Origin of the sequence: Staphylococcus sp. HMSC62A08 (assembly GCF_001839105.1) — a bacterium.
Lineage (GTDB): Bacteria > Bacillota > Bacilli > Staphylococcales > Staphylococcaceae > Staphylococcus > Staphylococcus caprae.
In genome coordinates, this window is record NZ_KV840039.1 from 395,255 (window position 1) to 408,718 (window position 13,464).

Genomic DNA, 13,464 nt, shown 5'->3' on the forward strand with positions numbered 1-13,464 from the left:
AAAGTCCAAAGATACCAGTTACAATTGCTGTAGCAATACCAATGTTCCACTTTTGCTTATCGCCCACTGTTTTGTTTATTCTGTTTAGTTCTTCGGTGTGTCTATCTACTTTATTTTTTACATCGTTAAACCCGTCTTTAACTTTACTTATTTCTCCACTTATTTTTTCTAAATGTTTCTCTGAACGTTCTTGAGATTGAAAGTTTTTTTCTTGTATCGCGTTTTGAGTATCAATCTTACCACTTAATTCAACAAGTTTTCTGTCAGTTTGATTAATGCGCTCATATATTTTACCGTTACTTCTCTCGAATTCATGACGTTTAATGTAGTCATTTTCGTTTGACATACTCGGCACCTCCGAAGAAAGCGAGGACAACATTAATCATCGTATATGTTGCAAACTGTAGAGGAGTCAACCAATTTATTGCATTGAATACACTAGCCGAAGTCATAAAAAAATAGAAAATTGCGTTTCCACAACCCCCTATTACAAGAAAAATGTTGAATAAGTTATTGATTTTTTGTTTAGGTAGAAAGAACGGCGATATAATGATGAATATACTAAACAACATTCCGAATATACCCCATACCCATATAGGCATAATGTGATGCAATGCTACATAGAATTCACTGTCGCCTAAAATATCGTTTTGTTCTTTTGCCCAAAAGAAACCACGTTCAAATTGTAGAAAGCCAAAACCTACGAGCATCACAACTACTAATAAATAATAAAAATTATCTCTTTTCACTTCTACACCTTCCTTCTAGTTACTAAATTGTGACGTGATGTTGTGCCATTTACCCCAACCAGTCGTAGAACCTAGTTTGTTTCTAGAATACATTGTGTGTTTGTTATAAGGCATAAATATCACTTTCTTATAAGTAGAACTACGAGCAATAACGAATAAGTAACCACTCTCGTTCTCTGTATCTGGAGAGTTAACAGGACTATACGCATAAAATAATCCCGATTTGTCGATACCACTCATTGTGTCGAAATCAGGATTTTCTATTCTAGGGATATAACCGTTTGCATCTGTAAATGTGTAAGGCGTAGTAACTTTTGCTAAACGTTCATCAACTTTAGCATTTATGAGTTGCTCTAAAGCGCTAGGTTGAGTCACATCTCCGGTATTCGCTTTTTTGTCTAGTTCAGTCTTGAAATCATTACTTTTAACATAATCGGATAGCATAGCATCTAATTCTGCTTTATTCACTACATCGCTAGAATCTTGTATCTTTTTAAGCACATCGTCTGATTCAATGCGTAACCTTTCAAGTTGAGCGTCAACACTTTTTTCAGCTGAATCTTTAATATTGTTCATTTCGTCTTTAGTATCATTGATTGTCTTATTTAAATCTGATTTTTGCTTAGTTACAAATGAATCGAATTCAAGTCTCACATCTTTTAATCTTGTTAAACTATTGATTTCCTCATCAATTTTCTTTCGTGCATCTATAACAAGTTTGTCTATTTGTCTAATAGTCTTAACTTTGATGTCTGCACCTATTTTATTGATCAATGCGTCCTTTACAAAAAAACGAAATTCGTTTAAAACAACCGTGTCCTCGCGTCCAACAGCTTTTAAGTAGATTTGTCCAGTTACCCATGTATCTGTTGAAGCACTTAAAAAGTCATTATCAACCGTAAATCTAATAATTCCGTTTAAGCTATCTACAAATTCGATATTGGCTCTATCTGTTTGAGATCCGTTTGTAGATTCAAAGAAACAATGTATATCAGCATTCGTTTTACTAACTTGTAAAGGATATACACCTTTTTTGAGTTGGAACGTTAGCATTGCTGTATTGATGTCTAAATTGTAGAAAACTAATTGTTCTGTAGTAATAGGAACTAAACGAGGTTCATCAAGTACAGTCAATTTTGCCTCTTTATAAATGCCATCTTTTGAGAAATCACTCATTTAATAAACCTCCTTATTTTTTCTTCTTAATGATTTTATTTCTAGTATCAAACGCTGCTGGTTTGTTAGGGAAAATTTGCTCAAATGTGTTTTCTTTTTGGTTTCCGTATGGACCGCTTTGGAACATTTGTAGTGAGTTGTGAGAATGACTAGGCGTAAACTCAGCAATAATGACTAAATTTTTAACGTGACACACACCTTTGGAACGTCTTACTTCTACAACCGGCATGACTTCATCAGTACGATGTACGTTTTCTGGAGAAGTCGTAGACATTTGAATAGGTGCTATTGCATGAATAGGTATAGTGTGAATTCCTTTTTTAAGCGTGTGCTCAACTTTAAACAATTGGCGTCTGTCTGATTTTCCATTCCCACTAAATGGATTGTAGTTTTGAATTACCATCGGATTAACTCCAAACGTGGTATCTCTATCAACTTCAACTGTGATAGATCCATGAAGTGTTGCAAAACCGTTAGCAGTTACTTTAAAGCGTTGTTGCGTCATTAACATACGTTGCCATTTGTCAGTTGCTATCAAGCTGAAAGGCGAAGAGCCTTTAGATTTGTATCTGTCACTATAAACAAATGATTTAGCGATTGGTTCAGTAGCGGTACGTCCGTTTTTACTTACGTTAGCTTGAGCTAATCTTAAAATGATATTCCCTAAGAAATACACAGAACGCCACATTTCTTCTGCACCTCTAGGTTGTCCTGCACGTCCTTCATATACTTCAGGCAAGAATGAAGTGATATTTCTTTTGATACCTACCCAGTTACTGAATGACGCTAGTGTACTAGAGCCCCAAGTAACATAATCTCCGTAATCACTCATATCTTGTAGTAATTGCGTCATAATATTGTTAGGTTGATTGGCAAAACGAGGATAGAATAAACAGTAATCTGAAACTTGAGAAATGATGTTGTGACAGTCGACATGACCTGCGATGTCTCCTAATCCCTCAAATAACGATTTCATGTTTTTAGATTCTTTCTCACTGAAAGGATATTTACCTTTGTAATTGGCTTTGCTTGGACTTGTACCAGTCCCGTTCTCCCAGTAGTAATCAAAGTTACGGTTTAAATCGACATTATTAGAGTTTTCACGTTGTTGGTTTGCAAATCCCCAAGGGTTAACAATTGGCACAACAATCAATCTAACGTTTTTACGCAAGTTTGCTAGCGGTGCGTGTTCATGCCAATGATTTACGACTAAATCCATAAAACGACTTAACGCATAGAAAGCACTGTACTCATTACCATGAATACATGATGTGACTACAATTGTTTTACTATAATGTTGAGGCTCAAATGTATAACGGTAAATATCATATTTATTCGATTGATCTTTACCTATGAATGATTTTCGACAATATTTATTATCAACAAATTTATCCCAAAAGATTTTTAAATTCTCTACAGGGTCATTGTGTAACGGGGCGTCATTTTCTCCTCGCATAGCACCTTTAATGTATGGAGGATTCCACATGTAACTATTGTCATCTGCTACATTAAGTTCATTTTCAACTAGATTGTTTAAATTGTTAAAATCATGACCTAAACGATCGCCCAGTGTATCAAAGTTAATTCCGTCAATACTTGCTCTTGCGTCTAAAATTTCTTGTTGATCGTTTGCAAGGGTAGGAACTAAAGTTGCACGTAATCGAGCGTCAAACCATCTCATTGCACCTTCGAGGCTCTGTTTGGAACCATCAGCATGAACATGTTCAATTTGATAGGTTTTATGAGCTTTTTTGTCTACATAATTATGTCTTTGTAAAATTTCTTCTACATTAATTAACATTTCACGAGTTGCTATAAATTTAATTCACATTCTCTGACGAATCTAGCACCAAATATAGTGTCTAATTCTTCATAAATTGTTTTTCTCAATTATTTGACCTCCTTAACTTTCAAAATTCCGTTATTATCAACGGTTATATTGCTGAGGTCGTATGATTTACCGTCCTCGCCTTTAATTTCAATAGGACTTGACCCTTTACCACCATCAGTTGTTGTGACTTTTCGTGATGTTTCCACTGCTGAATTAGCTTTTGATTCAGTTTTACGATAATTCGTTGCAAAACTTCCACCACCTAAGCCACCAATAACTTGGGCAGCTTCACTCAATCGTTTTAAATAACGAGCGTGACGGTTGAAGTCTCCGAGTGTAACATCTTGCTTAACAATTTTATTGTCAGCATCTCTAACTGTTGTTACTTCAACAATTCTCATAAATTGATTAATCCCTAAAATCGAGTGTTTTACTTTAACAACATCTCCGACTTTAGGGATTGCATTTTTATAGTATTTTCTTAGTGTTATAAAATCTAAGGTTAATGATATTTTAATTGAATCATAGATAAGTGTTTGTAGTTTAGCTTTCATAATCTCTGGATCTTTAATTGTTCCATCTTTAATTGGTGGAGCTTCAAACTTACCTATATCTTTCATTTCTGGATGTTCGAAATATTCAATAAGTCCAGCACCGTCAAGACCCTCGTCATCAGAGTAATCTCCATAGCCAACAGCATATGTGTATAATTGTCCGGAATCTTCTTCATACTTCATATTATTCGCATTAATTTCATCGTCTATATGATATGAAGCTCTTTTTTCTAAATAAGGAGTGAAAACGAAAGTATATTTTTTCGCTTTATGACTGTACTTAATTTCGAATTCTAAATCCCAAATATCCATAGCTTTTTTGACTAAATCTTCGACTGTTTCTCCTTCTCCAGAGTCTTTAATATCTGCATAATAAAGGTCACTAGGAACTTCATATTCTAGTCCAGTATTTTTAAAGATAATATCTAGGAAGTCTTGTACTCTGTATGGTCCAGAAATCTTATTATGAACAACATGTCTTTTAATAATATCTATAGGCTTTTCTCTTAAAGAAACAGAAACTTCTTGAAGTCGTCCGTGTGTGTCTGTCTATCAATGATAAAAGCCACATATTCTCTATAATCTTCAGGGCCTTTAAGTTGAGTGAGTGTCCAACGTTTTCTAATACCTCTGATGACTTGATAATTAAATTTATCTTCTAATATCTTGAGTTTAACTATTGTTTCTGAACCTAATTTTTCTGTAGTAGTTGTTGTTACATGAACAGGAATACCTCTGCCACGATGTGGTGTAATTAATACTGGCATTCAATCACCTCTACTTGTAATAAAATTTCATATCAAATTCTGCTTTTTTAACAAAATGGCTAAACTTAAAGTCATTCCAACCTGGTTTAAATTTAGGTTGTGCATTTGAAGCCTCGTTATTAATAGGTACGCCATTTCTAAAGGTTTGAACACCGTCATATACGATAACATCGCCTTTTTTTAGAGATATTCCTTTGATAGTCATAATGTCTGATAAAACTCCGCAAGAAAATGAAAATTTTTCCGTTGCTTTGATGTTGGAACCTAAAACAATTGTTACTTTTTTATACAGCTTATACTCATTGTTCGGGACGTTACCGTGATAATAAACGCTGTTGTTCCAGACATTAGTAAATGTGTATTGTCTAGTCACATCGTTTTCATCAAATGGAATGTCCATGTCATTAGACCACAATTCCTTATCAGGACGCTTTTCTAAATCCAAAGATGTTCCTATACTTTCAGCGAATGGGATTTCTTCAGTTTCAAACTCTAGTTCAAAATGAATATAGCGCCCTTTTTGTTCTGGAATAATAGGCGCCGAACATTTAACTAAATACTGTTTTCCGCTTACATAGTAATCATCAGAGAATTTATCATGATCGTAAATCGCATTTCCGTATTCATCATACTCTTGAAAATCATCTTCAGTAGGTTCAATAAACCTATAATTCTTAGGCTTTCTTTTCCTTAATTCTCGTAACCAAACGACTTCAGTATCAACTGTTAAATTATAAAATTCATCTCTTAATCGAGGTATGTCATTTAATTTAGTTGAAAACACATAACATGGTACTGTGATTTTACGTTTACGATATTGTGAACTTAATAATATACGACCACTTGTGTTTTCTTTTGTTTCATAGTTGTCTTCTATCTCCATACTTTCGATAACTACATCTTTCACTCGAAAGCCGAAGTCAGACAACTTATATTTAGTTCCGTCTTTCTTTTTAATTTCAATATCCATCGTCTGACCTCCTAGAATGTGAAGATAGCATCACGGTCTGCATTTTGTCCGTTTACAATAGTAGTTAATGCGTCATTATCAACGCCCATTTCAACACGTACAACACGTTGTGACGGATTTGTTTTAAATTCATGTGTATGCGTCACTTGTGAATTGACTGAAGCGTTAGCATTCTTTAAGTTGCTTTGTATATCTGGAATTTGGAGTTTAGTATTGAAAGCGTCTGATGCTGAACGAGCCATTGCTCCCATTCCAGAAACAACATTTCGTCCTTCTTTATCAATACCTATGCCAAAGCCTTCCATAGTGTAGGCTCCGATTTCTTTGAAAACACGTGATGGAGAGTGAATGCCTAGTGCACTTTTAGCAGCATTTACTGCTTGTTGAGCAACATTTCGTGCTGCATTTACAACCCATGACAAGCCACTCTTAATACCGTTAACTAAGCCACGCATCAAATCGAGACCAGCACTTATCATTCCACCTACAAAGCTACGAACAGCATTTACTGCGTTTGATACGCCACTTCTGACTGAATTCACTACGTTCATCATACCGCTCATAACAGCACTTATAATGCCAGACATAGCTGAAGTAATAGCATTTAACATATTGTTCCAACCATTAACCACAAAATTCACTGCATTTGATACAAAACTTGATACAATACTAACAATGGTAGACCAAATTGAAGAAATAATACCTAAGATCCCGCCCATAATACTAGACGTGACAGATAATAATCCATTCCATCCAGCACTTACAAGCGCAACGAGAGTTTGTACTATTGTAGAAACTATTGTCATTATAGTTGTCCAGATAGTTTGTGCGATTGTGACGATTGTCGTCCATATTGTAGATGTAACGGTTACTATAGTTGTCCATACAGTTGTTATAATCGTGACTAATGTAGTGATAATTGTAGTAATAGTAGTGACTATTAAAGTCCAGATTGTTTGTGCAATAGTGACTAAAGTTGTCCAAATCGTAGTTGCTACGGTTACTATTCCAGTCCAAATTGCTGATAAAATTGTTCCTAGTGTAGTAACTATCGTTGTGATAGTCGTTACGATCATTGTCCAAATCGTCTGAGCCACGGTAACCAGCGTAGTCCAGATAGTGGTCGCTACTGTAACAATAGTCGTCCAAATTGTTGATAGAATACTTACTAATGTAGTTACAACCGTTACAATGACGTTTACGATTGCCGTCCATACTGTTTGAGCTACTGTAACAATGACACTCCATTGGAATTGGGCACTTGTTACAATAGCAGTCCAAATGCTCGATAAGAATGCTCCTAAACCAGAAACAACTGTTTTAACAACGTTCACAATGGCGTTCCATATAGATCCTGCTATACCTGCTAATGGTCCGAATATCGCATTAAATCCTTCAACAATGTTTTGCCATGATTGTTTTAAGTAATCGCCTAAGATACCCCAAATATTTTTTGCCATATTAACGATAGCTTTCCAAATTTCAGCACCTGCTTTAGAAATTGTTTGCCAAGCACCGCGCCAGTCTCCGGATAATAATTGAAGTAAAGCTGTTATTGTACCTAAGATAACCTCCATAGCAATTTTTATTACTGCTTTAATAATCTCCCAAGCTACTTTAACGATTGCAACAACAGTATTAAAGGCTTGTTTAATCATTGGGGCTATAACTGTAACTGCTGCTTCTACAATAGCAACAATGTCGTCCCAAGTTTGTTTGAATATAGGTCCTAGAGGTGCAAGTATTTCTTTAGCACGACCAAATAAATCGCCTAAGAAACCGATTACTGCTTTAATTGCAGCACCAACTGAACTAGCTATTGCATTCCATGCGTCTGTTAGTGCATTTCGCAATACTTCAGAAGAATTCCACAATGCCACAAATATAGCAATGACTGCCGCAACTGCTGCAACAATAGCTAAAATCGGAGCATCTACTAGTGCAAATGCACCTACTATAGCATCAATAACTCCTTCAACAATACCTATAACTACTTCCATTCCACCAATTGCTTCAACAAATTTAGATATAAAGCCTATAGCAAACAATATAGGTGGGCCGATAGTCATAAAGATACCAGCTAAAGTAGCAACAATACCGATTAACATTCCTATCGCAGGATGAGCCTCAGTAAGATTTTGATAAAGTCTGTAATAGCTAAAGCAACATCTAATACTGCTGAAGCTAAAGGTGCCATTGCAGTGGCAACATTAATGATAATCATGACTAAATTACCAAGTAATTGTAGTAATTTAGGACCATTTTCTTGAACGTAAGCTATAAATTTCTTAAATCCATCCGATTTAGCTACCGTTGCACTCCATTGTTCAAATTGGCTTGCCATTTGTGCGAGTGATTCTAAAATTAAGTGAGTATTAGGTGCAAATGCTTTCATCAAATTAAAGATATTTATAATTTAATTGGTGTTGGCACTCATTTTAGCCAAAAAGAACAAGCAAAGTTTCATCATTACAAAGATATGAAAACAAACACTTATGTGCAAATAGCGCAAAATGACGAAATTATTAAACAAAATAACAAAATACAAGAACAAAATGATGAAATTATTGAGTTATTGAAACAAATAGCTAATAAAGGAGAAATGTAGAGTGAAAAAGGTAATATTTTTAGTATTAGCAAGTTTATTGGTCCTTTCCGCTTGCGGAGGTAATGAAAAGAAAACGGAAAAGAAAACAGTTGAGCATAAAAAGTCTACAGATAAGAAAAATACTCATAAAAAGAATAGAGAGAATAAAACAAATAACTCGAAGAAATCTCAAACACAAGGTCAAAAAAGTAATGAACAAAAGCAACAAACTAATACACAAAGCAATCAGCAACAAAACGTTCAAAACCAACCAGTTCAACAACAAAATACAAACAAGTTAAGTGAGCAAGAAATACAAAGTGAAATAGATAAAAAAGCTAACACAGAAGAAGGCGCACAAGTAATTAGGCGTTTGGGAGAACAAGGAGTTAAAGTTGAAAACCCTTATAAAAGCGAAGATTTGAGTGGTGCAGAACCTCCTAGTGATCCTGACGTAATAGCTAACGATAAAGCAAATGGATATTGATAATTTTATGGGTAGCACACTACCCTTATTATTTTTTTACCTTTTTTGAGGAGGAATAGGCAAAATGGCAACATTTACAGTTAATAAACGTAAAAATAAAACAAGTTCATCGTGGCAGTACGACGTTAAACACCCTAGTTTAAAATCGGGGAAGAAACGTAAATCTGGATTCAAAACTAAAGCAGAAGCCACTAATGCAGCACAACAATTAATTAGAGATTTAGAAGATGGAAAGAAAGTAAATAATAATAAAAAATTCAAAACTTATTATCTAGAATGGCTTGTCGCTAACGGTAAAGATAAATTATCTATCAAACAACAATACTGGTACGAACACTCACTTGACTTATTTCTCGATCACTTCGGCGAAGATATCATGATCAAACACATTACTCGTAATGAATATCAAAAATTTCTTACTAACTTTGCCAATGGTAGAACGTCGGAAACGGTTAGAAAAGTTAATTTATTCTTGTCTAATTGTTTAAAAGACGCCGTATATGACGGCTATTTGACTAAAGACCCCACTTACAACGTTAAAGCAAAAGGTACAAAAAGCGCTAAAAAAGAAGATGTTAAATTTTTAACAATTGAACAATACGAGGGGTTGAGAGAATATTTCAAACTAAAAAGTGATAAGAGTAGCATTATGCTATTTATTCTTCTGATTACAGGTGGACGCTTTTCAGAAGTTAATAGAATGACTTATGACGATCTAATATATCAAGACAACGCTATTCATTTACCAGGAACAAAAACAGTCACATCAGATAGAATTGTTGAAGTATCGAAAAGTGATTTGCTTTATATTAAATCCGCTTTGCTACATCACCCAAGACGTAGAGATAATATTATTTTTAATCTATCGCACAACGCAATTTCAAAAGTGTTTAGAAAAGCCAAAGGCAAATTTGAAATAGATAATGAAGTAACCCCTTATTCTTTAAGACATACACATGCTAGTTATCTATTAAGTAAAGGTATACCAATTGAATATATAAGTAAAAGATTAGGACACTCTAACATTGGAATTACTCTCGATGTATACACACATTTACTCGACGAGCATAAAAAAGAACAAGGTGCACGTGTCAGAGAATTATTTTCTTGACACATATTTGACACGTGACGTGTTAAACCATTGTTATATCGAAGTTGTTATATGGACTCCCAGGACGCTAATAGTATAAAATTAAACACTTTTTGAAATCAAGAATCCCGTAATGACGGGGTTCTTTTTATTTTGTCTATTAATAACGCACTATATAAACCGAATTTTTAGGGACTTTTCAGGGATTCAAGATCCTAAATAAAAAACCACGCCTTTTAGTGACGTGGTTAATAATTGAAGTACAATTATGATATTTTTATTCCATATAATACATAAAATTTATTTTTGTAAAATCTTTCCTTTGTTAGCGACTATTATTCCATTTTCAGGTACATCTTCAATAACTAAAGCCATCGCTCCAATTTTAGCATTATCTCCAATTGTCACATCCCCAATTATAGTTGCTCCAGCACCAATTAACACATTATCCTTAATTACTGGTGTTCCACCTTTTGAATTGCCTCCAATAGTTACGTTTTGGAGTATCTTACAGTTTTTTCCGATAACTGTTCTTTCATGTATAACACAACCTAAACCACTGTGAGCGAATTTAGTACCTTTTCCAATTTTAACGCTTTTAGGTATATCAGTTGAAAACAATGCTCTGTTAAACCATTGCATAACTCTAGGTACTATTGGAACTTTCTTCTGATATAATTTTGTTGTTAAATGAATCGATTTGTTCATTAATGACATATTTTTCTTCTCCTCGAACAATAAAAGTGTATTACAGACTATAATTATAATACACTATTTACTTTTCATTTTATATGTATAAATATATGCAGTCTGAGATATAGTCTTTGATACGCTCCCTCCAAAGTGACATTTAAAAATGAAAACTTTAAAGGAATCACTTCGATTTAATATCTCAGCCTCTTTAAACATATAGGAAGTATATATAGCTGAATTGAAGTTGCACATATATCAAGCTCCTATCGATCCTAGTCATCTTTACTGGTGGGTCTTCAACATAGAAAATTTCTTTTTAAAGAAATTTTGCAAACAATGCAAATTGAATGAGGGATAACGAAAATAATTTTGCTAAATTATATTTCTGTGTCACTCCCTTACCATGCTTAACTGTTTAAATAACTATCTTAACTGTATCGATAACTTTATTTTCTCTATTTCTAAAGTTTAGTTTTGCTTGCTTATTCGCATCATCAATAAGCAGTTCGGCAAATGTCTCTTCTATATTACTTCGTGATTGTGAAATACTACCTGGATTAATGACGTGAATTCCACCAATATTTTCATATTTAGCTATATGAGTATGTCCATAAAATGCAAATTGACAAGCGAGAGATTTAGCCTTTTCAGCAAGTTTCATGCGTGTGCGATTAACATCATAAAAATGACCATGTGTATAAAAAGCTTTAATACCGCTATTTTCAATTATTTCTTCCTCAGGAAACTCAGGATAAAAATCACAATTGCCTTTTACTCTATGATATAAACTTAATTCCGTATCATCATATTGAAATTGAGAATCTCCTAGATGAAGAAATACATCTGCGTCTTTGTGCGCTTCAAACACTTCATATAGAATCCCTGCCTCATTATGATTATCACTCACTATAATCCATTTAGACATGGTTCTCACCTTCTAAGTATGCATTCAACTTTTGAATCGCATTACTTCTGTGACTTATTTTACTTTTTTCTTCATTAGATATTTCTGCCATAGTACGATCTTTATCAGGTACTAAGAAAACGGGATCATACCCGAAGCCATTCTCTCCTCTTCTTTCGCGAGTTATTTCACCAGAAACTGTTCCTTTAAACGTTTTGGTTTCTTCATCTGGGGCACTCATGCTAATAACACAAACAAATTGCGCACGACGGTCGGACTCATTTTCCAAATTAGATAATAACTTATCAATATTGGCATCGTCGCTCTTATCTAAACCTGCATAACGTGCGGAATATACGCCAGGCTCCCCATCAAGTGCGAAGACTTCAAGACCACTATCATCAGCAATCACTCGTTTATTAAGTGCTTTAGCCGCTGCTTCTGATTTTAATATTGCGTTCTCTTCAAACGTCGTACCAGTTTCTTCCACATCGAAGTCTTGAATCAGTTCAGAAATACCAATCACGTGATCATCTTTAAATATCGCTTTAAAGTCATTAATTTTACCTTGGTTGTTTGTAGCAATGACAATATCTTCCATAGTCATCAGTTCCCCCTTTATCTAGTTATCTAAAGTAATTCGTTCAACATGTACATTCATCTTTAGCCATTCAGCAATAATGTTCTCGATATGTGTCATATCTCCAGTAGCGAAGAAACGGTGTCTTGGATGTTCAGTATAACTTGCATGTTCGTTACTGAATGTTAATAATGCGCTCACTTCACGTGCCGTTTCTAGTCCAGAAGAAATAACAGTTTTTGTACCGTCAAAGTAATCATAAATTGGTTTATAAAGTAATGGATAATGCGTACAACCTAATATGACTGTATCTGCATCACTATTTCTCCATTGTTTCAATGTTTGGTGAATGACAATACTTGTAATCGTTGGGTCGTTGTATCTCATTTGTTCAACTAATGGAACGAAGCCTGGACAAGCAACACCGTATACATTCACATTGGGATTAATCTTTTTAATATGTGTACGATATGCTTCAGATTTAATTGTACCTTCCGTGCCTAATACTAATACATTTTGATTTTTGGTCGTCATAATGGCTGTTCTTGCACCAGGTTCAATAACGCCAATAACAGGGATAGGCAGTAATTTTTGTAAATGTTCCAATGCGACGGCAGTTGCAGTATTGCATGCAATCACTAACATTTTGATATTAAACTCCATTAATTTTTGAGCTATTTCAGTAGTAAACTGTTTCACTTCTTCGCCGGGTCTAGGACCATATGGACATCGGCCGATATCACCAAGATAATAAATCGTTTCGTTAGGTAATTGTCTCATTATCTCTTTAGCTACCGTTAAGCCTCCTACACCGGAGTCAATAACACCTATAGGTTTATTCATATGTCTTCATCCTTATTTTTTCAGTTAACTTTCATTTTATCACAATGGACTTTCGCTGTTGATTATTACGATTTTTGCTTCAACATTTATTTTTTAAAATAACCACAATATCGATGAACCCTATTTATAATCATTCAATCTTTCAAGCCTTTATTTTTAAAATTAAATAAAAATACAAAAAGAGACTGGGACATAATTAATTATCTCAGCCTTCTTAACATATTGGCAGTAGA

General features: G+C 34.3%; 12 protein-coding genes and 3 pseudogenes. 3 read left to right on the plus strand and 12 right to left on the minus strand.

Annotated features, from left to right (window positions below):
- The 8 genes and pseudogenes from HMPREF3264_RS07795 to HMPREF3264_RS07825 form a co-directional block, all read right to left on the minus strand.
- Positions 1-346, minus strand: a 346-nt coding sequence (locus HMPREF3264_RS07795; protein ID WP_070872836.1) for a hypothetical protein, incomplete at its 3' end; no start/stop codon positions are given.
- Complete coding sequence (locus HMPREF3264_RS07800) at positions 330-710, minus strand: hypothetical protein (RefSeq protein WP_371106825.1); 381 nt, start codon at positions 708-710, stop codon at positions 330-332. The genes HMPREF3264_RS07795 and HMPREF3264_RS07800, both read right to left, overlap by 17 nt.
- Before the next feature lie 54 nt (positions 711-764).
- Complete coding sequence (locus HMPREF3264_RS07805) at positions 765-1,925, minus strand: BppU family phage baseplate upper protein (RefSeq protein ID WP_070872841.1); 1,161 nt, start codon at positions 1,923-1,925, stop codon at positions 765-767.
- Between the two features lie 13 nt (positions 1,926-1,938).
- Positions 1,939-3,815: pseudogene (locus HMPREF3264_RS07810) on the minus strand (M14 family metallopeptidase).
- Positions 3,816-4,805 carry a phage tail protein gene (locus HMPREF3264_RS07815; protein WP_371106826.1) on the minus strand — a complete coding sequence of 330 codons (990 nt, stop codon included), beginning with the start codon at positions 4,803-4,805 and terminating at the stop codon, positions 3,816-3,818. It abuts the pseudogene before it with no gap.
- An 11-nt stretch (positions 4,806-4,816) separates the two neighbouring features.
- Positions 4,817-5,077, minus strand: a complete 261-nt coding sequence (locus HMPREF3264_RS12960) for a tail tube TT1 domain-containing protein (protein WP_256323969.1) — start codon at positions 5,075-5,077, stop codon at positions 4,817-4,819.
- Positions 5,078-5,087: 10 nt separating this feature from the next.
- The gene (locus tag HMPREF3264_RS07820) at positions 5,088-6,047 is read right to left on the minus strand and encodes a phage tail domain-containing protein (protein WP_070872845.1); all 960 of its coding nucleotides are present in this window, start codon (positions 6,045-6,047) and stop codon (positions 5,088-5,090) included.
- 11 nt (positions 6,048-6,058) lie between these two features.
- Positions 6,059-8,454, minus strand: a pseudogene (locus tag HMPREF3264_RS07825) (phage tail protein); the annotation flags it as partial.
- On the opposite strand from HMPREF3264_RS07825, the pseudogene HMPREF3264_RS13130 reads away from it, so the two are divergent.
- From HMPREF3264_RS13130 to HMPREF3264_RS07840, 3 genes and pseudogenes are all read left to right on the plus strand, one after another.
- A pseudogene (locus tag HMPREF3264_RS13130) lies at positions 8,452-8,655 on the plus strand (hypothetical protein); the annotation flags it as partial. The pseudogenes HMPREF3264_RS07825 and HMPREF3264_RS13130 overlap by 3 nt on opposite strands.
- A 1-nt stretch (position 8,656) precedes the next feature.
- A complete protein-coding gene (locus HMPREF3264_RS07835) occupies positions 8,657-9,121 on the plus strand; it encodes a hypothetical protein (RefSeq protein WP_070872847.1) in 465 nt (154 codons plus the stop codon).
- Positions 9,122-9,185: 64 nt separating this feature from the next.
- Positions 9,186-10,232: a tyrosine-type recombinase/integrase gene (locus HMPREF3264_RS07840; protein ID WP_002442268.1), complete on the plus strand. Its 1,047-nt coding sequence runs from the start codon at positions 9,186-9,188 to the stop codon at positions 10,230-10,232.
- Positions 10,233-10,511: 279 nt separating this feature from the next.
- Here HMPREF3264_RS07840 and HMPREF3264_RS07845 read toward each other — a convergent pair whose 3' ends face one another.
- The 4 genes from HMPREF3264_RS07845 to racE form a co-directional block, all read right to left on the minus strand.
- The gene (locus HMPREF3264_RS07845; protein WP_070831746.1) at positions 10,512-10,928 is read right to left on the minus strand and encodes a serine O-acetyltransferase; all 417 of its coding nucleotides are present in this window, start codon (positions 10,926-10,928) and stop codon (positions 10,512-10,514) included.
- A 391-nt stretch (positions 10,929-11,319) separates the two neighbouring features.
- Complete coding sequence (locus HMPREF3264_RS07850; protein WP_070872849.1) at positions 11,320-11,829, minus strand: YfcE family phosphodiesterase; 510 nt, start codon at positions 11,827-11,829, stop codon at positions 11,320-11,322.
- Positions 11,822-12,409 carry an XTP/dITP diphosphatase gene (locus HMPREF3264_RS07855; RefSeq protein WP_070873272.1) on the minus strand — a complete coding sequence of 196 codons (588 nt, stop codon included), beginning with the start codon at positions 12,407-12,409 and terminating at the stop codon, positions 11,822-11,824. The genes HMPREF3264_RS07850 and HMPREF3264_RS07855 overlap by 8 nt, the downstream gene beginning before the upstream one ends.
- 21 nt (positions 12,410-12,430) lie before the next feature.
- Positions 12,431-13,231 (minus strand): glutamate racemase, encoded by an 801-nt coding sequence (gene racE, locus HMPREF3264_RS07860; RefSeq protein ID WP_070872851.1) that lies wholly within the window; start codon positions 13,229-13,231, stop codon positions 12,431-12,433.
- Positions 13,232-13,464 lie beyond the last annotated feature (233 nt).